At 62.9% G+C, this 22,771-nt stretch carries 19 protein-coding genes; 8 read left to right on the top strand and 11 right to left on the bottom strand.

Annotated elements, in window-relative coordinates; translation table 11 throughout:
• Nucleotides 1-28: 28 nt before the first annotated feature.
• A complete protein-coding gene (locus M1E02_RS14805) occupies nucleotides 29-862 on the bottom strand; it encodes a purine-nucleoside phosphorylase (protein ID WP_479374990.1) in 834 nt (277 codons plus the stop codon).
• 81 nt (nucleotides 863-943) lie between these two features.
• Here M1E02_RS14805 and M1E02_RS14800 point away from each other — a divergent pair, with 81 nt between their 5' ends.
• A complete protein-coding gene (locus M1E02_RS14800; protein ID WP_479374989.1) occupies nucleotides 944-1,687 on the top strand; it encodes a metallophosphoesterase family protein in 744 nt (247 codons plus the stop codon).
• 88 nt (nucleotides 1,688-1,775) lie between these two features.
• Nucleotides 1,776-3,191 (top strand): NAD(P)H-quinone dehydrogenase, encoded by a 1,416-nt coding sequence (locus M1E02_RS14795; protein WP_479374988.1) that lies wholly within the window; start codon nucleotides 1,776-1,778, stop codon nucleotides 3,189-3,191.
• A gap of 12 nt (nucleotides 3,192-3,203) precedes the next feature.
• On the opposite strand, the gene M1E02_RS14790 is transcribed toward M1E02_RS14795, so the two are convergent.
• A complete protein-coding gene (locus M1E02_RS14790; RefSeq protein ID WP_479374987.1) occupies nucleotides 3,204-4,985 on the bottom strand; it encodes an N-acetylglutaminylglutamine amidotransferase in 1,782 nt (593 codons plus the stop codon).
• Between the two features lie 279 nt (nucleotides 4,986-5,264).
• On the opposite strand from M1E02_RS14790, the gene M1E02_RS14785 reads away from it, so the two are divergent.
• The 3 genes from M1E02_RS14785 (at nucleotide 5,265) to M1E02_RS14775 (ending at nucleotide 7,568) form a co-directional block, all read left to right on the top strand.
• A complete protein-coding gene (locus M1E02_RS14785; protein ID WP_479374986.1) occupies nucleotides 5,265-6,071 on the top strand; it encodes a carbon-nitrogen hydrolase family protein in 807 nt (268 codons plus the stop codon).
• Nucleotides 6,072-6,227: 156 nt separating this feature from the next.
• On the top strand, nucleotides 6,228-7,064 hold the full coding sequence (locus M1E02_RS14780) for a gamma-glutamyl-gamma-aminobutyrate hydrolase family protein (protein WP_479374985.1): 837 nt from the start codon (nucleotides 6,228-6,230) through the stop codon (nucleotides 7,062-7,064).
• Nucleotides 7,065-7,082: 18 nt separating this feature from the next.
• Nucleotides 7,083-7,568 carry a GNAT family N-acetyltransferase gene (locus M1E02_RS14775; protein ID WP_479374984.1) on the top strand — a complete coding sequence of 162 codons (486 nt, stop codon included), beginning with the start codon at nucleotides 7,083-7,085 and terminating at the stop codon, nucleotides 7,566-7,568.
• Between the two features lie 6 nt (nucleotides 7,569-7,574).
• On the opposite strand, the gene M1E02_RS14770 is transcribed toward M1E02_RS14775, so the two are convergent.
• Nucleotides 7,575-7,973, bottom strand: a complete 399-nt coding sequence (locus M1E02_RS14770; RefSeq protein ID WP_479374983.1) for a SpoIIAA family protein — start codon at nucleotides 7,971-7,973, stop codon at nucleotides 7,575-7,577.
• A gap of 121 nt (nucleotides 7,974-8,094) precedes the next feature.
• Here M1E02_RS14770 and M1E02_RS14765 point away from each other — a divergent pair, with 121 nt between their 5' ends.
• Together M1E02_RS14765 and M1E02_RS14760 are read left to right on the top strand one after the other, a co-directional pair.
• Entirely contained in the window at nucleotides 8,095-8,472 is a 378-nt protein-coding gene (locus tag M1E02_RS14765; RefSeq protein ID WP_479374982.1) for a DUF7793 family protein, read from the top strand.
• Between the two features lie 51 nt (nucleotides 8,473-8,523).
• Nucleotides 8,524-9,240, top strand: a complete 717-nt coding sequence (locus tag M1E02_RS14760) for an AAA family ATPase (protein ID WP_479378171.1) — start codon at nucleotides 8,524-8,526, stop codon at nucleotides 9,238-9,240.
• Nucleotides 9,241-9,284: 44 nt separating this feature from the next.
• Here M1E02_RS14760 and M1E02_RS14755 read toward each other — a convergent pair whose 3' ends face one another.
• From M1E02_RS14755 to M1E02_RS14735, 5 genes are all read right to left on the bottom strand, one after another.
• On the bottom strand, nucleotides 9,285-9,653 hold the full coding sequence (locus M1E02_RS14755; RefSeq protein WP_479374981.1) for a LuxR family transcriptional regulator: 369 nt from the start codon (nucleotides 9,651-9,653) through the stop codon (nucleotides 9,285-9,287).
• Between the two features lie 251 nt (nucleotides 9,654-9,904).
• Nucleotides 9,905-11,503 (bottom strand): HNH endonuclease signature motif containing protein, encoded by a 1,599-nt coding sequence (locus M1E02_RS14750; protein WP_479378170.1) that lies wholly within the window; start codon nucleotides 11,501-11,503, stop codon nucleotides 9,905-9,907.
• A 349-nt stretch (nucleotides 11,504-11,852) separates the two neighbouring features.
• Nucleotides 11,853-13,469 (bottom strand): FAD-dependent oxidoreductase, encoded by a 1,617-nt coding sequence (locus M1E02_RS14745; protein WP_479374980.1) that lies wholly within the window; start codon nucleotides 13,467-13,469, stop codon nucleotides 11,853-11,855.
• Nucleotides 13,466-15,667 carry a molybdopterin oxidoreductase family protein gene (locus M1E02_RS14740; protein ID WP_479374979.1) on the bottom strand — a complete coding sequence of 734 codons (2,202 nt, stop codon included), beginning with the start codon at nucleotides 15,665-15,667 and terminating at the stop codon, nucleotides 13,466-13,468. Before M1E02_RS14740 ends, M1E02_RS14745 begins: the two co-directional genes overlap by 4 nt.
• A 1-nt stretch (nucleotide 15,668) precedes the next feature.
• Entirely contained in the window at nucleotides 15,669-17,144 is a 1,476-nt protein-coding gene (locus tag M1E02_RS14735; protein WP_479374978.1) for an MFS transporter, read from the bottom strand.
• Between the two features lie 289 nt (nucleotides 17,145-17,433).
• On the opposite strand from M1E02_RS14735, the gene M1E02_RS14730 reads away from it, so the two are divergent.
• Entirely contained in the window at nucleotides 17,434-18,846 is a 1,413-nt protein-coding gene (locus M1E02_RS14730; protein WP_479374977.1) for an MFS transporter, read from the top strand.
• Nucleotides 18,847-18,920: 74 nt separating this feature from the next.
• Here the strand turns inward: M1E02_RS14730 and M1E02_RS14725 are convergent, their stop codons facing one another.
• The 3 genes from M1E02_RS14725 to M1E02_RS14715 all read right to left on the bottom strand — a co-directional run bounded on the left by M1E02_RS14725 (nucleotide 18,921) and on the right by M1E02_RS14715 (nucleotide 22,763).
• Entirely contained in the window at nucleotides 18,921-19,652 is a 732-nt protein-coding gene (locus tag M1E02_RS14725; RefSeq protein WP_479374976.1) for a glutamine amidotransferase, read from the bottom strand.
• Between the two features lie 33 nt (nucleotides 19,653-19,685).
• The gene (locus tag M1E02_RS14720) at nucleotides 19,686-21,452 is read right to left on the bottom strand and encodes an acetyl/propionyl/methylcrotonyl-CoA carboxylase subunit alpha (protein WP_479374975.1); all 1,767 of its coding nucleotides are present in this window, start codon (nucleotides 21,450-21,452) and stop codon (nucleotides 19,686-19,688) included.
• A gap of 186 nt (nucleotides 21,453-21,638) precedes the next feature.
• Nucleotides 21,639-22,763 carry a flavin-containing monooxygenase gene (locus M1E02_RS14715; RefSeq protein ID WP_479374974.1) on the bottom strand — a complete coding sequence of 375 codons (1,125 nt, stop codon included), beginning with the start codon at nucleotides 22,761-22,763 and terminating at the stop codon, nucleotides 21,639-21,641.
• Nucleotides 22,764-22,771: the final 8 nt, after the last annotated feature.

Here is a 22,771-nt window from a genome sequence, read left to right as displayed (position 1 = left end):
CAGGTGTTGGGGGCTGACGGTTCAGGGCTTACAGCCTGCCGATGATTTCGGCCAGCAGTTTGGAGATCCGGGCGCCTGCCGCGTGGCCGGCCTCGAGGACCTCCTCATGGCTCAAGGGCACCGGGCTGATACCTGCGGCGAGGTTGGTCACAAGGGAGATGCCGAAGACCTCCATCCCGGCGTGCCGGGCGGCGATGGCCTCGAGGGCCGTGGACATGCCCACCAGATCGGCCCCGATGCGCTTGGCATACTGGACCTCGGCCGGGGTCTCATAGTGCGGGCCGGTGAACTGCGCGTAAACACCTTCCTCCAACGAGGGGTCCACTTCCTGCGCCAAGGCACGGATCCGCGACGAGTAGAGATCGGTGAGGTCTACGAACGTTGCGCCTTCCAGCGGTGAGGTGGCGGTGAGGTTTATGTGATCTTTGATGAGGACAGGAGTGCCCGGAGTCCAGTTTTCATTCAGGCCGCCGCAGCCGTTTGTAACCACCAGCGTCTTGCAACCGGTGGCGGCAGCTGTGCGCACGCCGTGAACCACCGCGCGGACTCCCTTGCCCTCGTAATAGTGCGTGCGGGCGCCAAGGACCAGCGCGCGTTTGCCGTCCCTTGTCAGCACTGAACGGATGGTGCCCACATGGCCTTCGACGGCGGGGGCGGAGAATCCCGGCACCTCGTCGGCCGAAAGGGTGGCAGTGGTATGACCGATCAGGTCGGCCGCGCCTCCCCAGCCGGACCCGAGCACCAGGGCGACGTCGTGACGGTCTACGTCCGTCTCCTGGGCGATGTACTCGGCCGCGCGACGCGCAGCGTCAAAGGGATCAGCGTCAAGGGGATCAGTGTTCCGGAATTCTCTATTACTCACTGGTACAAGTTATCGTGCCGCCGCCGCCCTGCCCAGTACGGCGATTCCAGCGGCCATTCGCGAACAGATTAAGCTGGGCGAATGCGAATCGCCGTCATCTCCGATGTCCATGGCAACCTGCTGGCCCTTGACGCAGTGCTGGCCGACATTGAAAAGCGCAGTGTGGACAGCACCGTCAACCTTGGTGACTTACTCTCTGGAGGTGTCCAGCCCGGCCGAACAGCAGACAGACTCATGGAACTGCACCTGCCCACGGTCCGCGGAAACCACGAACGGCAAGTGCTCGAAACAGAGCCCGCAAACATGAGCCGCTCTGACCTGCTTGCATACAAGGAGATGACCGAAAGCCACCGTGAGTGGTTTGAATCCCTTCCGCTCACCTTGGAGCCGGAACCGGGGGTACTCGCGTTCCATGGATCTCCAACTGACGATCTCACCTACCTGCTGGAAACTGTCGGGCCCGACGGCGTGAGGCCGGCCACCGAAGCCGAGGTTATGGGGCGGCTCGGAGGGACTGTGCGGCACTCACTCTTACTGTGCGGTCACACGCACCTTCAGCGGTCCATGCGCCTGGCTGCGGGCACACTCGTGGTCAACCCGGGCAGTGTTGGCTGGCCCGCCTACGACGATGACGAACCGTATCCGCATGTAATGGAGGCGGGCAGTCCGCATGCCCGGTATGCCGTGGTGGATGATGTCAGCGGCCGCTGGGAAGCCGGGTTCCTCGCCGTCCAATACTCCTGGGACGCTGCTGCCCGCGTTGCCGGGAACAATGGACGCCCCGACGTTGCCACTGCACTTCTGACCGGCCGCGTGTCGCCTTAGCTCCAGGGGGATGCCTGGGTTGCCCATGGACGTCCCGTATCGGCGGTGCATTGGTTCTGCGGGGAGGGATAGGCGAGAATGGATGATTGTGACTACGCATCCTGATTTCAGCGCCCCCCGCATCGCAATCCTGGGTGGAGGTCCCGGCGGCTATGAAGCCGCCATGGTGGCTGCGTCGCTGGGCGCGAAGGTCACCATCATCGAACGGGCCGGCCTTGGCGGCTCGGCGGTACTGACCGACGTCGTGCCTTCCAAGACGCTGATTGCGACGGCGGACCTCATGACCCGCGTCGGTGAGGCGGGGGAGCTGGGCGTTAAGTTCGACGTCGACGGCGGGGATTTCGTGCCCGTTATGAGGGCTGACCTCAAGCACATCAACGACCGCCTCCTGAACCTGGCCCGGCAGCAGTCGGCGGATATCCTTAAGGGCCTGGAGCTTCAGGGCGTCCGCATCCTGATGGGCTCCGGCAAGTTGGTGGACAACCACACCATCGAGGTCCTCACCGCGGAGGGAACCGAAACCGTTCAGGCCGACGCCGTCCTGCTGGCTGTCGGTGCACACCCGCGTGAGCTCCCCACAGCCCGGCCCGATGGCGTCCGTATCCTGACCTGGACGCAGATCTACAACCTGGACGAGCTGCCCGAAGAACTGATAGTGGTGGGCTCCGGCGTCACCGGCGCCGAATTCGCCTCCGCCTACAACGGCCTCGGCTCCAAGGTCACCCTGATCTCAAGCCGTGACATGGTGCTGCCCGGATCCGATAAGGACGCCGCCCAGGTGCTGGAGGAGGTCTTTGAGCGCCGCGGGGTCAGAGTGCTGTCCCGTTCCAGGGCAGAGACTGTTGAACGGACGGACGACGGCGTCGTGGTCACCCTGGGCGACGGTTCCAAAGTCACCGGCAGCCACTGCCTGGTATGTGTCGGATCCATCCCCAACACCGTCGGCGCGGGACTCGAGGAAGCAGGAGTAGCGCTGACGGAGAGCGGGCATATCAAAGTGGACGGCGTCTCCCGCACCTCAGCCCCCAACATCTACGCCGCGGGCGACTGCACCGGAGTCCTTCCGCTGGCATCGGTGGCCGCTATGCAGGGCCGGATCGCCATCGCGCACTTCCTGGGCGACACCGTCACTCCGGTCAAGCTGCACCAGGTGGCATCGAACATCTTCACTTCCCCGGAAATCGCCTCTGTGGGGGTCACCGAAGAGGAAGTGGAATCCGGCAAGTACCAGGGCGACGTCATCAAGCTCTCGCTGCGAAGCAACGCCCGCGCCAAGATGCGTAATCACAAGGACGGGTTCGTGAAGATCATCGCCCGTAAGGGTTCGGGAACGGTGATCGGTGGAGTGGTTGTGGGCCCCAACGCGTCTGAGCTGATTTTCCCGATCGCCATTGCGGTAAAACAGAAACTGCACGTCGACGACGTCGCCAGCACCTTTACGGTGTACCCGTCACTGAGCGGATCGATCTCTGAAGCCGCCCGGCGCCTGCACGTCCACATGTAGTTTCCGGCAGGTTCATCCGACGTTGTGCTGCTGCAGCCACATCTCCAATACAGCCAGTTGCCAGAGGGTATTGCTTCCCGCAGGAGAGTGTTGGCCGTTCGGGCTCCGCAGGAGGGACTCGACGTAGTCGGTCCGGAAGAGTCCGCGCTGCTTTGCCTCGGGGGCGTGGAGCGCATCCTCCACCATGGTGATGAACGGCTCCTCCAGGTATCGCAAGGCCGGGACGGGGAAATAGCCCTTGGGCCTGTCGATGACCGCTGAGGGCAGGAGCTTGCGGCTCAATTCCTTCAGTACCCACTTGCCTCCGCCTCCGGCCTTGAATTCGGGCGGGCAGGAGGCGGCAAGTGCAACGAGGTCCTGGTCCAGGAACGGTACCCGGGCTTCCAGCCCCCAAGCCATGGTCATGTTGTCCACCCGCTTGACGGGATCGTCAGGCATCAGGACGTGCGTGTCCAGGCGGAGGAGTGCGTCCACTGCTGTTTCTGCTCCGGGCCGGGCCAGTTCTGACTGCAGTTTCCAACGGCTGACGTCCGCACCGCAGAACCATTCCGGTTCAAGGACGTCCGCCATCTGCGCATGCCGGCGATCCGCAAACGCGGCGGTGAAAGTGTCCAGGGCAGCATCCCGTTCAACTGTCAGGGCCGGTTGGTGGTACGCGTAACCACCAAAAACTTCGTCCGCACCCTGGCCGGACTGGACCACCTTGAGGTGCTCGGCAACAGCCTTGGAGAGCAGGAAGAACGCAGTGACATCGTGGCTTGCCATGGGCTCTGACATCGCATCGAGTGCTTCGCTGATCGCGGGGGCAAACTCGGCTGTGGGGATGTGAAGCCGGTGGTGGTTTGTGCCGAATTCACGGGCGACGAGATCCGAGTAGGTGAATTCGTCACCGGATTCGTCTCCCGCCCCGTCAAAACCGATGCTGAAGGTAGCGAGTCCCGGTTGTCCTGCTTCCGTCAGCAGGGCCACGAGCAGGCTCGAGTCAAGGCCGCCGGAAAGGAGGACTCCGACCGGAACGTCAGCCACCAGACGGCGCTTGACGGCGGTGCGTAAGGAGGCATGCACGGCGTCCTGCCAGTCATCAGCCGTCCACTCATTTCGCTGCGGGTCCCGCACATAGTCTGGCTTCCAATAGATCCTGTCCCGGTGGCCGCCGTCGGCATTAATGATGCGCACCGTAGCGGGCGGCAGTTTGCTGACACCGCGCAGAATGGTTCGCGGGGCCGGAACAATGGAGTGCCAGCTCAAGTAGTGATGGAGCGCCACCTCGTCAATCGAGGTGTCAACGCCCCCGCTGGCCACCAACGCCGGTAACGTCGACGCGAACCGGATCCTGCCTCCCGCCTCGGCAAAATACAACGGCTTGATGCCGAGGCGGTCCCTCGCGAACACCACACGGTTCCGCTTCAGGTCAACGAGGGCCACCGCAAACATCCCCACAAGATGGTGGACGAAGTCTTCCCCCCAGCGGTGGTATGCCTTGAGGATCACCTCAGTGTCACTGCTGGAGCTGAATCGGTAGTAGGGCGCCAGTTCGCGGCGGAGCTCATGGTGGTTATAGATACAGCCGTTAAACACAAGGGCCAGCCCCAGGTCCTCGTCGACCATGGGCTGGGCGCCGGCATCGGAGAGGTCAATGATGCTGAGCCGGCGGTGTCCCAATGCCACCCAGCCTTCACGCCAGATTCCCTGGCCATCCGGACCCCGGGACTCCATCGCAGCCGTCATCTTTCTGACCGGTTCGACGCCGGCCCTCACCCCGCCGAAGGCCAGTTCGCCAGCTATCCCGCACATCGAAAACTTCCTCACCTCAGGTGTTGAAGTTACTCAACACCAGGTTCCGGTAGCTCCCCCCGGGGCTCCGGGGCCGATCCCAAGGGACCAACACCACTTATTCCTATACTAAGCATGCTTACTTGTTCCCTTAACCTTGAACTCTGGAGCGGGCCGGGTCAAGTTCTTTTTGGAAAATCCCGGCGCCGCTCGATGTGCGCAGCCCTTGCCGTTACAAATTTGCCGGTACCCGTCCTGGCTGCAAGGGTGGGACGATGTGAGGTGAGAAAAGGAGACAGAATGCGAGTAGCAGCCGGGCAGTTCACAGCGGGCAAGGATCCAGCAGCGAACCTTGAGGCCATCACTGTGCAGATGGAGCAGGCGGCAGCAGGAGGAGCTGAGTTGCTCCTGCTTCCTGAGCTGAGCCTTTACGGCTCTCCTGAATCTGCGGCCGTCCTGGCCTCGGTGGCTGAGGGGCTGGACGGTCCCTTCGTCAGTGGCATCGCAGAAGTTTCCATGAAGCTGGGCCTGCCGGTAGTGGTCGGAACCATCGAGGCAAACCCCGGCGGATTACCGTATAACACCCTGGTTGCTGTGGACGCAGACGGCAACATTGCTGGCACCTACCGCAAAATCCACCTCTACGACGCTTTTGGCTTCAGAGAGAGCGAGGGCATTGCACCAGGGGATATCGGCGATCCCTTCCTCTTGCAGTTCGGGGATCTTCAGTTAGGTGCTTTCACCTGCTACGACCTGCGCTTTCCCGAGAGTGCACGCCGTCTCATTGATGCAGGAGCCAACGTACTCCTGATCCCTGCCATGTGGGTTCCTGGCCCGGGCAAAGAAGACCACTGGAATACCCTCATCCGTGCCCGCGCCATAGAAAACACGGCCTATGTTGTGGCTGCCAACCAAACGGCGCCATTAGGCACTGGTTACTCCATGATCGTTGACCCCGCCGGAGTTGTCCTGGCCAACGCCGGGGAAGCGCCTGGCGTTGTCTTCGCAGACATCGCCACGGAACGGCTCCGGTCAGTGCGGCAACGGGTGCCCTCCCTGGCTAACCGTCGATTCAGCGTTGTTCCGCTGGACGTCCCTCATTCCTAGTGCGGGGCGTCTCTCGGGAGCGCGCTTATCCTCGGAAATCCCCGCTTCCGCAACTTCATTCCGGCTCATTTGATACCCAATGGTGACGGTTACGAAACATGGAATAAACAAACCGCTCGTAGCCTTGCTTATGGATGCATGTGGAAGGACAAGGGAATGAGCGCACCGGAAACAACCGTTCGGCCGTTAATCGGGCTGACCACCTATCTCGAGGAGGCCGGCACCGATGGCTGCGGCCGTGTGAGTTCTGCCTTCCTGCCCGAAGCGTACTTTGCCCCTCTCCTCGCTGCCGGAGCCATTCCTGTTCTGCTGCCTCCCCAGCCGGTCCGCAATGGAGTCGTGGAGCAACTTGTTAGCACCCTGGATGGTCTCCTGGTGCCCGGAGGGTGGGATGTTGACCCTGCACGCTACGGCCAGGAAGCCCACCCGGCCACAGATTCTCCACGCCCGGCCCGGGACGAATGGGAACTGGCACTGATCCTCGAAGCGATCCGCCAGGATGTTCCGCTCCTGACCATCTGCCGGGGTGAGCAGCTGCTGAACGTGGCTCTCGGTGGGACGCTCCACCAGCACCTCCCTGACGTTGTGGGCGACGGCATTTATCAGCTTGGCGGGCACAAGTTCAATAGCATTCAGGTGGAGATCAAAGCCGATTCCCTCCTGAACCATCTGCTCGGCGAAGACTCCGCCACTGTCCCCGTCTCCCACCACCAGGCTGTTGACCGGCTGGGAGATGGGCTCATTGCTGCGGCCTGGAGCGAGGATCAGATCGTTGAGGCGATTGAACACCCCGGCCAGAGCTTCTGCCTCGGCGTGCAATGGCATCCAGAACAACTTCCGGAAGAGGAAGCACTCTTCCGCAGCTTTGTAACTGCCGCCCGCGAGCAGAAGATGGCCAAGGTTTTGCAGGCATCTGCAGCCCCGGCGGCGATGGTGCAGGCAGGCATCGAAGCTTCGCCGCAGCTGACAGATGGCTGGGCCGCCTTTCCGTAGTACGGCTGGTCTGACGGGATGACGAATCCGATGACCAAGGTGCACAATCCCGGTCCCGTCCCCACCCTGGAGGGGTTCGAATTCTCGTCCGACGCCGGCAGGGTGGATCGCCGCCGGGTTTACGAATGGCTCGCCGGTGACAGCTACTGGGCCGCCGGCAGGTCCCCGAGCCAGCAGGACGCGGCGATGGACGCCTCACGGAATTTCGGGATGTACCGCGCCGGTTCCGGAGAACAAGTGGCCTATGCGAGGGTCATAACGGACGGGGCCACTTTCGCTTATCTGTGTGACGTGTACGTAGACCGATCGGTGCGGGGCACCGGAGTGGGCACAGCGCTTGTTGGAGGAGCGTGCGCCACCCTGGACGGGCTTGGCCTGACCCGGATTCTGTTGGCCACGGCTGACGCGCATGGCCTCTACAGCCGGTTCGGATTCGAACCGCTCGCAGACCCGGCAATCTGGATGGCCAAAACGAAGTTCACCGCCAGCGAGGTAGTCAGCTGACGACAGTCAGCTGTCAGGATGTTCTTCAATGAGCTGGGGGAGGATCAACCAACTCATTGCCTCGTCGCGCGAGGTGAAAAAGCGCGTGGGACAGGGCAGGGTATGGCGGCCTATGGTGAAGTTTGCGATAACCCGGTCGACGGCGCTTGACCCAACCAAGGCAATTCGTGATGCGGCACAACGGATGCTGAAAACGGACTTGGCCTGACGGGTAACGGCGCGGGTGCTCGCCATGTCCACCAACATCGGATAGGTGGAGCCGCCGGCAATTTCGTTAACCTTTGCCATAGCCGCCTGTGCGTCGTCGGCTTCCAGAAGTATCCCGGGTTTCCATACGAGGTGGATAATTCCGTCGGCACTGAGTTCTATCGTGCCCTTGCCGCTGCCGACAGTGGTTGGCTCCATCTTCTGCCCCCAAAGCAATGTGTGTCAGCAAAGCCTATCGGACGGCATGCAGCACCTGACAGCCATCGAGCCAGGGGATGGCTAAGATCGTGGATAACTCAGCCACGTAAGGAGTCAACCAGTGAAGCCCACTTCCAACGACAGCGAGAAGGCCACGTTGGAACTTCTTGAAAATGGCATAGTGTGTCTGACGTGGCAGCGCCAAGTCAGCCTTGAAGCATCCGACGTAACGGCAGCGATGGCCAGCTTGGACGACTTTTGCCAAGGACTTCCTCACCCGTTGCTTGTTGACATGGGGGGCACCAAGGATGTCAGCCACGCCGCCCGTGCAGCATTTTCACTGCCCTCTGTCGCGTCCCGGATTGCGCTGCTCGGTTCAACTCCGGTTGACCGGGTCATTGCCAACTTCCGCCGCGCCGACTCTTTTCCGTGCCCCACGCTGTTCTTCACAGACCGGGCGGAGGCGATCAACTGGCTCCTTCAGGATCCTGCAGTCTGAGTGCGTGCCCGCTAAGCCGGAACATTCTGGCTGTAGGGATGGAGCGTGAACGTGCATAACTTTCCGGTGCGACGGCTGACAGAACACCCGACGAATGTTCTGGACCGTGGTCAATGGCCTGCTGTTCTGCCACCTGTAGCCCAGGTTTTGGACCGGGGCCTTGATCTGACCTCAGCCACCATCTTGGTTGGGGAAAACGGGTCGGGAAAATCCACCCTCGTCGAAGCCATTGCACTGGCCTATGGTTTGTCGCCCGAAGGTGGATCTACGGGTGCCCGTCACACAACCAGAGCCACGGAGTCCACCTTGGCGAATCACTTGCTGGTCGTTCGGAATGCCGGCGCGACCAGACGTGGCTACTTTCTGCGAGCAGAATCGATGCATGGTTTTTTCACTTATCTTGAGAGGAACCCCAGCCTGTCGGGCAAAGACATCCCTTTCCATGAAATGTCCCATGGCGAGTCGTTTCTTGAACTGGCTGTGGATCGCTTCCGGGGGCGTGGACTGTGGGTGCTCGACGAACCGGAATCGGCGTTGTCCTTTGCCGGGTGCCTCAGCCTGCTCTCCGTGTTGAAAGAGCTCCTTGCGGAGGGCAACTCACAGGTCATCATGTCCACTCACTCGCCTGTGCTCGCAGCCCTTCCCGGAGCGCAGATCCTCGAGGTTGGCTCCTGGGGGCTCCGTCCGCAGGAGTGGGAGGACCTTGACCTGGTTTCGAATTGGCGATCATTCCTGGACGCTCCTGAACGGTACCTGCGTCACCTGTAGGCCCGGCCTACCTCTTCCGAGGCCAAGTCGGGGCTTACCTCCGCCTAAACGATCGTGGTGTCCTTACGCTTGCGCCGCCAGATTACCACCACGATCAAAAGGACCAGCAGGATGGCCCCGATCACGATTGGCGCGAGGTCAAGCCGCGCGTCCTCTGCCTGCTGCGTTTCACCGGTTCCTGGGTTGCCGAAACCGGTGGGTGTTCCTTCCGATGGTGTCGCGACTCCGGTGGGGGCGGGAGTAACGCCGGTGGGCGCATCTGTTGGTGTTGGAGGCGGGGTCTGGGCCTGCACGGTTGTCGAAGCCGACAGTGCCGAGGGTGCGGCAGCTGCAGCCTGGGCAGCTCCAGCGGTCAGGAGCGAAACCGCCAGCGAAGCCAGTACGACGGCAGTGCGGATGAATTTCCTGGACATTAGTCCTCCTCGTTGTGTTCCCGGCCCGGGTAGGAGATCACCATGTCATCCCTTTCCTCTTGAAGCTCGCGGCCGGAGCAATGGACAGCTTGCTTACCATTCTGGCGGGGTGGCGCCGCATATTTCTAGTCCCTCCGTAAAGGGCGTTTCGCTTCAACGATGTCCTGAAGCGAAACGACAATGATTCCGGTGAAACGACCAGGACCTGCCTATGGCAACCCCGTTTCGGGGATTTCGAGGGGACGGGCTGTTCAGGCGGCCGCTAGCCACCAATCATCCGCTTCCACTGTGGGCAATAGTTGCCAGTCCGGGAAAGGGTCCACGGGCATAGGCAGATCCAGATCCAGATCCAGATCCAGATCAAGGTCCACGGGCACTCCCAGGTCCAGATACTGGTTCATGGGCGTAGCTAGACCCTCATCCTGAGCCAGTTCTTGATCCAGGTCCAGGTCCTGTTCCTGGTTGGGGGCGGGTATGCCGATGTGATCGGGCCAGGTGGGTGGTTGCCAGTCTTGTTGTTCGCTGGGGTAGTGCCGGCCTGAGGGTGTTGTCCAGCCGGGTGTTTGGTTTGCCGTGGCTTGGGATGGTGCCCAGGGGGTGTTGTGTTTGAGGTGGTGGTGTTTCCGGCAGGGTTGGCCAAGGTTGCTGATTCCGGTGGTGCCGCCGTCGGCCCAGGCCAGGAGGTGGTCGGCTTCGTTGTCGAGGGAGTGGTTGTGGCAGCCGGGGAAGGGGCACTTGCCATCGCGCAGACGCAGCCATTGGCGCATGTATTTGGGGATCCGGTAGCTGGTGCGGCCGATTTCCAGGGGTGCTCCGTCGCGGGGATCGATCAGGACGCGGTGGAAGGAATCGGCCCCGTTGGCGACGAGTTTCCGGGCCATGGACGCAGGTATAGGTCCGTACCCGTCCAGCATCGCGGGTTCGTCGGTGGCGCCAAGGAGGGAGAGGACGGGGACGGTGACCAGCACCTGCGCCCGGGGAGATGGAACACCGACCGGGCCACCGCCAACACCCATGCCGACACCCATGCCGACACCTGTGCTTTCAAGGCCCGCATCCGTCGTGCCGCTGTCCGTGGTGCTCAGGAGCCAGGTGGCGGTGATGTCGGCGCGGATCTGGGTGAGGGTGCGGGGCTCTGCGGGGCCTTGGAGGGCCCTGGCCGCGGTGGTGGTCCGGTCCCAGATCCCGGCGGCTGTCGCGGCGGGCAGGTAGGCCGAGAGCCATGCCATGCCGTCCTGGTCCGGAGTGTATTCGAGCCGCCGGTCCAGGACACTTTTGCGGTGGCGGAGTTCGATGCTGTCGGGATGATGGCGTTCGCGCCAGGTCCGGGCTTTGGCGCGGAACCGGGACGGGACCAGTTCGCCCACCTGGCATCCCCGCGCAGGGTCAGGGGAGTCAGGATCAAGGAAGTGTGTTTCCAGCGCTGTGGCCCCGGTAGCGTCCAGGTTGCTGGTTTCATCACAGATGACGCGGGCGTGCTGCCACGAAATCGACCCGTTCTGCAGTGCCGTGAGGGTCAGCGGCAGTTGGCTGGTCAGGTGGCGGGACTGGTCCAGGAGCGCGGCGGCGGTCCGCTCGCTCACGGTCAGGACGCAGGCGAGCTCAGCGATGGTGGACATTTCCTGTGCGGTCGCGTCCTGGGCGGTGAGGGCGGGGGAGGCGATTGCCTCCGCCGCTTCGACGTACTTGGCTGTTAGCTGTACTTTCAGTGCCGCGGCTTTGGCTTCGAACCGGGCAACCTCGGCCAACGCGTCCAGGCAAACATCGAGCTGGCGTCGCAAGGGATCGGAGTCCTGGCCGTAATCAACTTCAGGGCCATCAGCCGGGCCACGGAAATCGGGTCCGATCATGCGCTTAAGAACGGCAACGGACGCAGCCACCGAAGCCAGGGCCTCGGCGGCCTCGAGCCCGCCAGGGGACTCCAAAGCCTCCCCGGTCCTAGTTGTCCAAGCCCCCGTGCCTTCCATAGAAAAAGCATCCCAGCAGGGTCTGACATTTTAAGGACCCCACGAATGGAACAGACCTACGCCCGACCCAGCATCCCAGCCACGGCCGCCATCTGGTTTTCTCATCCAAGGCACGTCGTGTACCCCGACATCGATGAGCAGTGCCGGCAGAGTCAGGTCATCAGCGGCAGAGTCCGGTCATCAGCGGACGAGTCAGCCCCGTTTTGGCCCGTACGGGTTTCAGGCCTTCACCTCAGGCGGCTGCTGCCGCCTGGAAGTGTTTTTCGATGATCTCCTTGATGTCCGAGTGGCAACCACCGCAGCCCGTGCCCGCACGCGTTGCGCCGGATACCTCTGCCAGCGTGGAGCAGCCATGTTCCACAGCGTCCTGGATCTTGGTCCCGCTGACACCTGCACACCGGCAAACTGTGCGGGCGGGGTCGTTGTTCGCGGCGGCAGCTAACTGATCAGGACCGTCGAGGCGCAACAGGAGCGAGCGATCGGCCGGGAGTTCGTCGCCGCGCTCGAACAGTTGCACCAGTTCTGCAGCAGTCCGCGGCATGCCCACAGACACGAGACCCTCGAGAACGCCTCCACGGGTGGTCATCTTCACGTACCGGCCATGTTCAGGATCGGCCCACTGGGCAATTTGCCGGCGGGGACGTCCGGTGACGGCACCTGACGTCAGTACCTCTTCGTCCCAGGGCTCCGCTGAGTTATCCCCGGCCACGGCCATGTTCAGTCCGCGCGCCTTCAGGATCACGACGCCGGGCTTCTCGGCAGGCAGTTCAGGCAACGCATTCGCCAAGAGGTGGGAACCGGTGTCCCTCAGGTCGGCGGAAACACCATCGGGAAGGATACCTTCCGCCGAGTCCTCGGCCAGCAGCGTCAGGTACTCGGCGAGCCATTCGGCCTGCCGCCAGCCCGGTCCGACAAGACCTGACGGGCCGCTGGCATTCCGGCATTCGACACAGGAAGAATCGGGGCAACGCACCTCGGCGCAGTCACCGATCGCAAAGATGTGCTGTTCGTGGTGGGCCCGCAGCTTGTGGTCCACCAGGATGCCCGTCCCCGTGGACAGGCCGCAGCCTTGAGCGAGTTCGGTCCGGGGCCTGACCCCGCAGGAGAGCACCAGCAGGTCACCGTCGATGGCAGAGCCATCGTCAAGCAACAGTGCGGAGAACGCACCGTTGGGACCGTTGTGCTCGATCCCTGTGGAACGCGCGTTAGCTGCCATCCGTACGCCGCAGCTACGCAGGCCTGCGGCAAGGACAGTGCCGCCGCCCCGATCAATGTTGCGGCCCAGGGGGTGGGGCCCGTTGTGGACCACCGTCACGGTTGCGCCTTCCTCCGCGGCAGCCAACGCGGTCTCAAGGCCCAGGACACCGCCGCCGAGCACCACAACACGCTTGCCTCCGGAGACGGCTTCCCGGAGGACGTCGGCATCGCGGAGATCGCGGAGGGCAGTAACCCCTGCGGGCAGCACAGGGGCAGCCGGGTCAGGGTTGAGCCCCGTCAGATTGGGAATAACGGGCCGGGAGCCGGTGGCAAACACCAGCCTGTCATAACCGGGGGAGGTGCCGTCGGTCAGGACCACCTGTTGCCTTGCGCGGTCCACGCGCCGCACCCGGGTGCCCAGGCGGACGTCGACGCCCTCGGCTATGAGGGCGGCAGCGTCGGCAAGGGCCAACGCACTGGCCGTGGTCCGCCCGACGCCCAGGTCCGCCACCATCACACGGTTGTATGCGGCGTCGGCCTCTTCACCGATGACCGTAACGTGCGCAAGGCCGCTGCGGACAGCAGGCATCAGTTCATCGATCAGCCGGGCAGCGACCGGGCCGAAACCAACTACAACAATGCGCTCGCTCATGAGGCCTCCGTCGTCTGAAGAACACTGGTCTGAAGTACGTTTTTGGCCAGTTGGACCCATACCTTGTTGAACTTGAACTCCGGCATGCCGGAAATGGGGTCGGTGGCAGCTTCCGTCAGGCGGTTGGCGCTCCCGAGCTCAGGAAAATGGAAGGGCAGGAAGACCGTTTCGGGCCTGATCGCCGTGCTCAGCTCCGCCCTGCAGACAACTTCGCCGCGCTCGTTCGCTACCGAGACAAAGGCGCCGTCCGTAATGCCCATGGAGGCTGCTGCCGCGGGGTGGATCTGCATTTTCGCCTCCGGCTGGGACCCCATGAGCTCGGAGACCCGGCGGGTCTGTGCGCCGGATTGGTAGTGCTCCAGCAACCGGCCGGTAATGAGGGTCATGGTCTTGGCGTCGGGGTCAGGATTTGGCGCCGGGGTACGACGACGGCGGGGCGTCACCGCAGTCATAACCGCCTTGCCGTCTGCATGGGCGAACGCTTCCAGGAACAACCGGGGTGTCCCGGTACTGCCCGCGGGGTAGGGCCAGTACGCGGCCTCACCGCGGTCCAGCATGGCGTAATCGATGCCTGAGTAGTCGGCCAGTCCGCCTGCTGAGGCCAGGCGGAGCTCTTCGAACACGGTCTCCGGATCTTCGCTGTACGTGGACGGAGCGTCCAGCGCCTCGGCGAGCCGGGCCATGATCCAGAGCTCGCTGCGGGCTCCCGCGGGAGGCTGCAGCGCACGACGCCGGCGCAGGACGCGTCCTTCGAGGTTGGTCAGCGTGCCCTCTTCCTCTGCCCACTGCAGCACGGGCAGAACGAGGTCCGCTTCGGCGGCCGTCTCCGACATAAAGAAGTCGCACACCACCATGAAGTCCAGGCTGCGGATTCCTTCGATGACTGAGCCCGCGTCCGGAGACGCCACGGCGATATTGGACGCATGAACAATAAGGCAACGGACGCCGTCGGGCTTTCCGAGCGACTTCAGGAGCTGGACGGCGGGCAGCCCGGGACCTGGAATAAGGGATTCAGGGACGCCCCACACCCCGGCTACATGCGCACGGGCGGCGGGGTCGGTGATTTTCCGGTAGCCGGGGAGCTGATCGGCCTTCTGGCCGTGTTCGCGGCCGCCCTGGCCGTTGCCCTGCCCGGTAAGCGTGCCGTAGCCGCTGCGGGTGGAGCCGGGGAGTCCCAGGAGCAGGCTCAGGTTGATGGCGGCGGTAGCGGTGTCCGTTCCGTCCACATGCTGTTCCACGCCGCGCCCTGTGAGGATGTAGGAACCGCCCTTGCGGGCGCCGTCGGCCAGCCTCCGTGCGGTTTCGCGGATGAGGTCGGCGGGCACACCGGTGAGGGACTGAACCCGTTCCGGCCAGAAGGCGTTGACGCTGCGGACCAGGGCGTCGTAGCCGCTGGTGCGCGCCTGAATGAAGTCATTGTCCACGAGGCTTTCGTGGATCACCACGTGGGACAGGCCCAGCAGCAAGGTGAGGTCGGTGCCCGGCAGGGGCTGCAGGTGGAGCCCGCCGCCGTCGCTGGTGAAGGCAGCTGTGGCGGACCGGCGGGGATCCACCACAATCAGCCCGCTGGCGTCGCGCGCGCCCTGAAGGTGCTGCACGAAGGGAGGCATGGTCTCGGCGACGTTGGACCCGAGCATCAGGATGGTGCTTGCGCCCTCCAGATCTTCCAGCGGGAACGGGAGCCCGCGGTCAACGCCGAACGCGCGCATCCCGGCAGCAGCGGCCGAGGACATGCAGAACCGGCCGTTGTAATCGATCCGCGAGGTACGCAGGGCCAGCCGGGCGAACTTGCCCAGCATGTAGGCCTTCTCATTGGTGAGGCCTCCGCCGCCGAAAACCCCGACGGCGTCCGCGCCGTAGCGGGCCTGGGTTTCCTTTACTGCGGAAGTAATGCGTTGCAGGGCGTCGTCCCAGCTGATGGGGCGGTGGACGCCGTCGGAACCTTTGAGCAGGGGTTCGGTGACACGGCCAGGGTGGCTCAGCAGCGAAGCGGAGGTCCAGCCCTTGCGGCACAAGCCGCCACGGTTGGTGGGGAAATCCCGGCCACTCACTTCAAGGGGCGGCGCTTCAAGAACAGGTGGTGCCGTCACGGGGTCTGACCCCGGCTGTTCAGCCGGGGTCAGAGCCGCTGGGGACTTCAGCGTCATGGCGCACTGCAGGGCGCAGTAAGGGCAGTGCGTGTCGGCGCTTTTGGCCATGTTAGACGTGTCCCATCGCATTTCGTTTGGCAGGGCGGATGTAGAAGGCCCAGCAGACCAGGAGCATTACAACGTACGCTCCGACGAATCCGTAGAACGCCGGGGTGTAGGAGCCGCTGGCGCTGTTGGAGGCGTTCAGGACCTGAGGGATAACAAAGCCACCGTAGGCGCCAATTGCGGAGACCAGGCCAAGCGAAGCGGAGGCGAGCTTGGCGGTATGGACGCTGCTGGCACCGGCCTTGGCGGCCCGGCTGGAGGTGGCGAAGATGATCGGGATCATCCGGTAGGTGGCACCGTTACCGAAGCCGCTGGCCGTAAACAGCATCAGGAACAGGGCCAGGAACAGCCAGAAGTTCTTCAGCGGGAGCGTCCAGATCATCACAAGAGTGATGGTTGCCATGGCTGCAAAGGTGGCTACAGTCATCCGGGCGCCGCCCATGCGGTCCGCCATGCGTCCGCCGAAGGGGCGGGCCAGGGAACCAACCAGCGGACCCATGAAGGCGAGCGACAGAGCGACGGTTCCGACTGCGATGGAGGAGAAATCCGGGAAGTAGTCCTTGATGAGCTTGGGGAAAACACCGGCGAAGCCGATGAAGGAGCCGAACGTTCCGATGTAGAGGAACGCCATGATCCACAGGTGCGGTTCCTTGAGCGCGGCAACAGATCCTGCGACGTCACCCTTGGCGCTGGTCAGGTTGTCCATGTACTTCCAGGCACCAAACGCGGCGAGCAGGATGAACGGAACCCACATCAGGCCTGCGACAGGCAAGTTCACCGTGCCGGCTGCGAGGAGCGTGATGGCGATGGGAACGGCCAGCTGTGCGACGGCGGCACCGAGGTTCCCGCCGGCTGCGTTCAGACCCAGGGCCCAGCCCTTTTCACGTGCAGGGTAGAAGAAGGTGATGTTTGCCATGGAGCTCGCGAAGTTGCCGCCACCGAAACCGGCCAGTGCGGCGACGAGGAGCATCACACCGAAGGGGGTCTCCGGGTTGGAGACGCACATTGCGAGGCCAATGGAGGGAATCAGCAGGAGGAGGGCTGAGACGATGGTCCAGTTGCGCCCACCGAAGCGCGGGACCATAAAGGTGTACGGGATGCGGAGCGTGGCACCGACGAGGCTCGGCATGGAGATCAGCCAGAAGATTTCCGACGTCGTGAACGTAAAACCTGCCGCGGGGAGCTGGACCACCACGATGGACCAAAGCTGCCAGACCACAAAGCCGAGGAACTCAGCGAAGATGGACCAGTTCAGGTTCCGCTTGGCGATTGAGCGGCCTTTGGACTCCCACTGCTCTTTGTTCTCGGCATCCCATCCGGCGATCCAACGGCCGGAACGGAATTCAAGGGCTGCCGCGTCTGTAGTACGGGCGGAACCGGGCTGCGCGTCAGGGGATGTGGCAACAGATCCGTGCCACGGCTCGGCGTCAGTTTCAGGCGGAGTGCCGGCGCCGGATTCGGCGGTTCGGTCAACAGTCACGGTGTACCTCCTAAGGGGGATGTTGTACTCCCACGTTAGGGATTGCTCGTTTCGTCAAGCGTCGCCGTTTGTTAACGTGCTGTGACATTTGCCTATCGGGGTGTTTGTGACGGCGTGAGAATTCTGGCCGCGGCCGGGGAACCGCTGATTGGCCCTGAGACAAAAGGCACAGTTCCGCATCATGGACCTTTCGTCTGATGTCCGGATTCCGGGAACTAATATCTAGGAATACGTATTCCCCAGCCGGACGGCCTCGCACGCGCCGGATAACACTGACGAAAGCAGCTGCATGTCTTCCACAGCTACATCAACCGAGCCAGGCTCCGCGCAGCCTCTGAACTCAAAAGGCAAAGTGATCTTTGCCAGCCTTATCGGTACCACCATTGAGTTCTACGACTTCTACATTTACGCCACAGCATCAGTGCTGGTCTTTCCCAAGCTCTTCTTTCCGCAGGCCACCGACATCAACGCCCTGCTGAGCTCCTTCGCGATCTTCGGCGTTGCGTTCTTTGCCCGGCCTATCGGTTCTGTTCTCTTTGGCCACTTCGGGGACAAGTTTGGCCGCAAGGGTACCCTGGTGGCCTCGCTGCTGACCATGGGCCTTGCCACCTTCTTCATCGGGCTGCTTCCCACGGCCTCAGTACCTGGCTGGGCCATTCTCGCCCCGCTGATGCTGGTCCTGTTCCGTTTCGCGCAAGGCCTGGCCTTGGGCGGAGAGTGGTCCGGCGCGGCCCTCCTGGCTACCGAGAACGCCCCGAAGGGAAAGCGCGCTGTTTACGGCACGTTCCCGCAGCTCGGAGCACCGATCGGTTTTATCCTCGCCAGCCTGCTCTTCGTCTGGCTCAATGCTGCCCTGTCACGGGAGGCGTTCCTCGACTGGGGTTGGCGGGTTCCGTTCCTACTGAGTGCCATCCTCGTGATCGTAGGACTTTACGTCCGGCTCAAGCTTGTCGAAAGCCTGTCCTTCCAAAAGGTCCTCAAAGCAGAGAAGGTTGCCAAAATCCCGTTCACCGCAACGTTCAAGGGCCACTGGCGTCCTGTGGTCGCGGGTACCTTCATCATGCTGGCAACCTACGTCCTCTTCTATGTGATGACCAACTTCACAATGATTTACGGGGCAAAGCCTGCCAGCGTGGAGGCAGCCCAGGCTGCTGCCACTAAGGAAGGCAAGCCCCTGACGCCCGCCGAAGTCGCTGACTTTGTTCCAGGCCTGGGCATCGCCCGTGGTGACTTCCAATGGATGCTGATCCTCGGCGTCGTGTTCTTCGGTATCTTCACGCTGGTCTCCGGACCGCTGGCAGAAAAATGGGGTCGCCGGAAATTCCTGCTGTCTGTGACAGCCGGTATCTTCGTCTTCGGCCTCCTGTGGTTCACCATGTTCGGTCCGGGACAGGGTGCTGCGATGATCGGCCTCATCATCGGTTTCACCTTGATGGGACTCACATTCGGGCCAATGGCAGCTATGCTGCCAGAGCTCTTCCCGGCCAACGTCCGCTATACAGGTTCGGCTGTAGCCTACAACCTGTCCAGCGTCATAGGCGCCGCACCGGCGTCGTTCATTGCCATTGCTCTTTGGCAGTGGGCGGGGGGAAGTACCTGGCTGGTGGGCGTATACATGGCGGCAGCGGCCGTACTGACCTTCATTGCTCTCTGGATCACGCGTGAAACGAAGGACACGGACTACGAGAACAACGTAGCCTGACGCTCCCGCCCAGTAACTAAAGGAATGCCCGGCATGTTTCCTCAACACGCCGGGCATTCCTGTGTCCGGGCGGATTACCGGGCGTACAGCTTTACGAAATTCCGGAGGATGGTCATAGGTTCCGTCACGGTAAACTGCCGTGCGCTCTCCATCAGTTCTTCGGCGGATTCCGGCGGGAAGTAGCCGGCGTGCCGGTAGATATCGATCCGAGTGACCAGGCCGCCGACGTCGAGCTCCGGATGGAACTGCGTGGCGTACAGGTTCTCCTTGATCCGGAACATCTGTGCAGGGCAGGCGGGGGAGGTGGCCAGCAGGACAGCATGCGGGGGAAGGACCGTGCAGGCCTCCTTGTGCCCCGTGAAGGCGATGAAGAATTCCGGGATCCCTTGCAGCAAGGGATCAAGCATGCCCTCGGGGGTCAGCGTGATGGTTGTCCCGCCCAGCCCCTCGCCATAGGTCCTGTCAATCACGGCGCCTTCATGCAGCCCAAGGGTTCCCACGCCGTAGCACGCGCCAAGGAAGGGGAAGTCCTCCTCCACCACGCGGTCCAACAGGCGTGCCAGTTCAGCTTCAACCCGGTGCTGCACCTGGCTTTTATGCTCCGGGGGGTCGCTGGACGTGAAGGGGCTTCCGCCCACGATGATGCCGGAATAGTCAGAGAGGTCCAGCGCGGGCAGTGGGCCGGCTTCCATCCGGATGCGCTTCAACTGTTCCGGATCCAGCCGTCCGTACCGCAGATACGCCTGGTACTCATCCTCGGCGGCAGCGTCCTCGGCCCGCGAGGCTAACAGCAGAAATGGCTTCACAGGCTAAGTGTGCACGCCGCGCGGGGCTGGAGACTAGTCTTCGATCGTGGCGATTACCGCACCGGCGGAAACTGTCTCACCCTGGGTTGCCGCAAGCCCGGTAATGGTTCCGGAACGGTGCGCGGTGAGCGGCTGTTCCATCTTCATCGCTTCGAGCACGACGACGAGATCGCCTTCGGCGACGACGTCGCCTTCGCTGACGGCAACCTTGACGATAGTGCCCTGCATGGGGGAGCTCAGTGCGTTGCCGCTGGCCGCCGCGGAGGCGCCGCCGGAACGCGAACGTTTTTTGGCCTTGGCGGGTTTGCTGCTCACTGCGCCGCTGGAGACACTGCCCAGCGAAGCCGGAAGCACCACTTCCAGGCGCTTGCCGCCAACTTCCACGATCACCCGCTGGCGCTCACCCGCACCCTCACCATCGGTGGACGCTGCGGTCCCGCTCCAAGCGGGAATGTTATTGACGAACCCTGTCTCGATCCACCGGGTGTGGACGCTGAACGGTCCTTCGGCGGGGGCGAACGCCGGGTCCGAAACCACTGCGAGGTCGAACGGGATCACTGTGGGGATGCCCTCAACCACCATCTCCTCCAGCGCACGCCGGGAGCGCTGAAGAGCCTGTTCCCGGCTGGCCCCCGTGACGATGAGTTTGGAGAGCATGGAGTCAAAGTTGCCGCTGATGATGTCGCCTTGTTCCACGCCCGAGTCGACGCGGACGCCGGGTCCGGTGGGGTTCTTCAGTATGGTGATGGTTCCTGGCGCCGGCATGAAGTTACGTCCCGGATCTTCGCCGGTGATACGGAACTCGATGGAGTGCCCGCGGACCTCCGGATCGTCATAGCCGAGCTTCTCTCCGCGGGCCAGGCGGAACTGTTCGCGCACGAGGTCAATTCCGGTCACTTCCTCGGACACACAGTGCTCCACCTGGAGGCGGGTATTCACTTCGAGGAAGGAGATGGTGCCGTCCTGCCCCACAAGGAATTCGCAGGTTCCGGCCCCGAGGTAACCGGCTTCCTTAAGGATGGCTTTCGAGGACTCGTAGAGCCGCTTGTTCTGCTCCTCCGTGAGGAACGGTGCGGGTGCTTCTTCGACGAGCTTCTGGTTGCGCCGCTGAAGCGAGCAGTCCCGCGTGGATACCACCACTACATTGCCGTAGGCATCTGCCAGGCACTGGGTTTCCACATGGCGGGGAGCGTCGAGGAAACGTTCGATGAAGCATTCGCCGCGGCCGAAAGCTGCCGTGGCCTCGCGGACAGCTGACTCAAACAGTTCCGGGATCTCTTCGCGGTTGCGGGCCACTTTGATGCCGCGTCCGCCGCCACCAAAGGCTGCTTTGATGGCTACCGGCAGTCCAAACTTGTCCACAAACGCCAGGATCTCCTCAGCGGACTCCACCGGGTCGGCGGTGCCAGGGACCTGCGGTGCGCCCACTTTTTCAGCTATGTGTCGGGCTTGGACCTTGTCGCCAAGGGCCGATATTGCCTCGGGAGAGGGGCCGATCCAGGTGATTCCCGCTTCGATCACCTTTGCTGCGAACTGCGCGTTTTCGGCCAGAAAGCCGTAGCCCGGATGAATGGCGTCCGCACCGGAGCGCTGCGCTACCTCAATCAGCTTGTCCATCACGAGGTAGGACTCAGCCGCAGTGTTCCCGCCCAGGGCGTAGGCCTCGTCCGCAAGCCGGACGTGCAGCGCATCCCTGTCCGGGTCCGCGTAGACGGCCACTGAGGTGATACCTTCATCCCGCGCTGCGCGGATGATGCGCACTGCGATTTCGCCGCGGTTGGCGATAAGGACCTTGGTCATTGAGGCGGGAAGACTACGGGATGCGCTGTGGGACATGGTGGGGAAGGCTCCATTCTTTTCTCAGTGGAGCCTAGCGTGAATTTGAGGTTTCCCGCAGGAATCACGCGTTCGTCCGCAGGTATCGGCCGCAGAACTTGTAGGGTTGCTACAAATTGGCTGGTTTGTTGCTAAGCCGCGTCTTTGTTGCTAGCCCACGTCCTGGCGCTGTCCGGCAGCGGCTGCCTGACGGGTGGCAAGATATTCCGCGAGATACCTCGCGTCCCGGCCCACGCCCGGCAGGCTCGACGAGGCGGCGCAGTACAGGAATTCCAGTCCCAGGAAGTAGAGGCCCGGGGAGCTCTCCGCTATACCCCGGCGCTGCACGGGTACCCCGCTGGCGTCGAGGGCACCAGGTACGTCCAGCCAGCTGTAATCATGCCTGTAGCCGGTGCACCAGATAACATTGGAAACTTCCAGTGCGTTGCCTTCAGCAGTCAACGGGATACCGCCCTGAACGCCCGTGATCCGGGGAACGATCGTGACGCCGGCTGCCACCAGGTCCCGGATCCGCGTACGGATCAGGGGAGCGGCGTGTGTCAGGAAGCGTGGTGCGGCCTTGCGGCCAACGGGCGTATCCAGGTTCAGGATGTGCAAGCCGGCGAACCGGACCAAGGGGAGCGCGAATCTTGCTGCATTCCGGCCATGCTTAAAGGGAAGTTCTGCTGAAGGGCTTCCGGACAGCAGGGTCGGGTGGCTCCGAACCACCTCGAAGGCAATCTCCGCCCCGGAATTGCCTGCGCCCACCACGAGGACCGGGCCGTCCTGGAGTTGGCCGGGGCTGTGGTACCCGGTGGAGTGCATTTGCCGGATGGCGGGTGAGAGGTCCTGGGCGAAGGCCGGGAGTTTAGCGAGTTCTTCCGGGCCGGTGGCTATCACCACGTTGCTCGCAGACCACTGACGGTTCCCGGCTGTGACGAGGTAGCCCTGTCCTGAGCGCTCCACTTTGTCCACCCGGGTGTTGCTGAGGACCGGGAGATTGAACCGCTGGGCATAGGACTCAAGAAAGTCAGCCTGCTCGTCTTTGCTGGGAAAGGCCAATCGGTCCCCAGGGAAACTCATTCCTACCAGCCCATCGAACTTTGCGGGGGTGAAGAGTCGAAGGGAGTCCCAGCGTTTCCGCCATCCATCGCCAATCCTTTCGCTGGCGTCGAGGATCACGAAATCCCTTCGTTGGCGGGACAGGAAGTATCCGAGCGTGAGTCCTGCCTGGCCACCGCCGACAATGACGGTGTCCGTGGTGTCGGGCTGGCTGGAGAAATGGTTGTTGTTCATGGCAATGC

It is taken from the genome of Arthrobacter sp. Z5-13 (assembly GCF_056499105.1).
The sequence above is the reverse complement of the archived record's forward strand: the minus strand, read 5'-3'. Positions and strand labels throughout refer to the sequence as shown.

Bases quoted from the DNA above. Each gene is read 5' to 3' on its own strand.
- M1E02_RS14785 (WP_479374986.1), top strand. From the start codon at position 5,265: ATGCGAGTAGCAGCCGGGCAGTTCACAGCGGGCAAGGATCCAGCAGCG.
- M1E02_RS14715 (WP_479374974.1), bottom strand. From the start codon at position 22,763: ATGAACAACAACCATTTCTCCAGCCAGCCCGACACCACGGACACCGTC.
- M1E02_RS14720 (WP_479374975.1), bottom strand. From the start codon at position 21,452: ATGACCAAGGTCCTTATCGCCAACCGCGGCGAAATCGCAGTGCGCATC.
- M1E02_RS14790 (WP_479374987.1), bottom strand. From the start codon at position 4,985: ATGTGCGGGATAGCTGGCGAACTGGCCTTCGGCGGGGTGAGGGCCGGC.
- M1E02_RS14780 (WP_479374985.1), top strand. From the start codon at position 6,228: ATGAGCGCACCGGAAACAACCGTTCGGCCGTTAATCGGGCTGACCACC.
- M1E02_RS14775 (WP_479374984.1), top strand. From the start codon at position 7,083: ATGACGAATCCGATGACCAAGGTGCACAATCCCGGTCCCGTCCCCACC.
- M1E02_RS14770 (WP_479374983.1), bottom strand. From the start codon at position 7,973: ATGGAGCCAACCACTGTCGGCAGCGGCAAGGGCACGATAGAACTCAGT.
- M1E02_RS14755 (WP_479374981.1), bottom strand. From the start codon at position 9,653: ATGTCCAGGAAATTCATCCGCACTGCCGTCGTACTGGCTTCGCTGGCG.
- M1E02_RS14750 (WP_479378170.1), bottom strand. From the start codon at position 11,503: ATGATCGGACCCGATTTCCGTGGCCCGGCTGATGGCCCTGAAGTTGAT.
- M1E02_RS14745 (WP_479374980.1), bottom strand. From the start codon at position 13,469: ATGAGCGAGCGCATTGTTGTAGTTGGTTTCGGCCCGGTCGCTGCCCGG.
- M1E02_RS14740 (WP_479374979.1), bottom strand. From the start codon at position 15,667: ATGGCCAAAAGCGCCGACACGCACTGCCCTTACTGCGCCCTGCAGTGC.
- M1E02_RS14730 (WP_479374977.1), top strand. From the start codon at position 17,434: ATGTCTTCCACAGCTACATCAACCGAGCCAGGCTCCGCGCAGCCTCTG.
- M1E02_RS14800 (WP_479374989.1), top strand. From the start codon at position 944: ATGCGAATCGCCGTCATCTCCGATGTCCATGGCAACCTGCTGGCCCTT.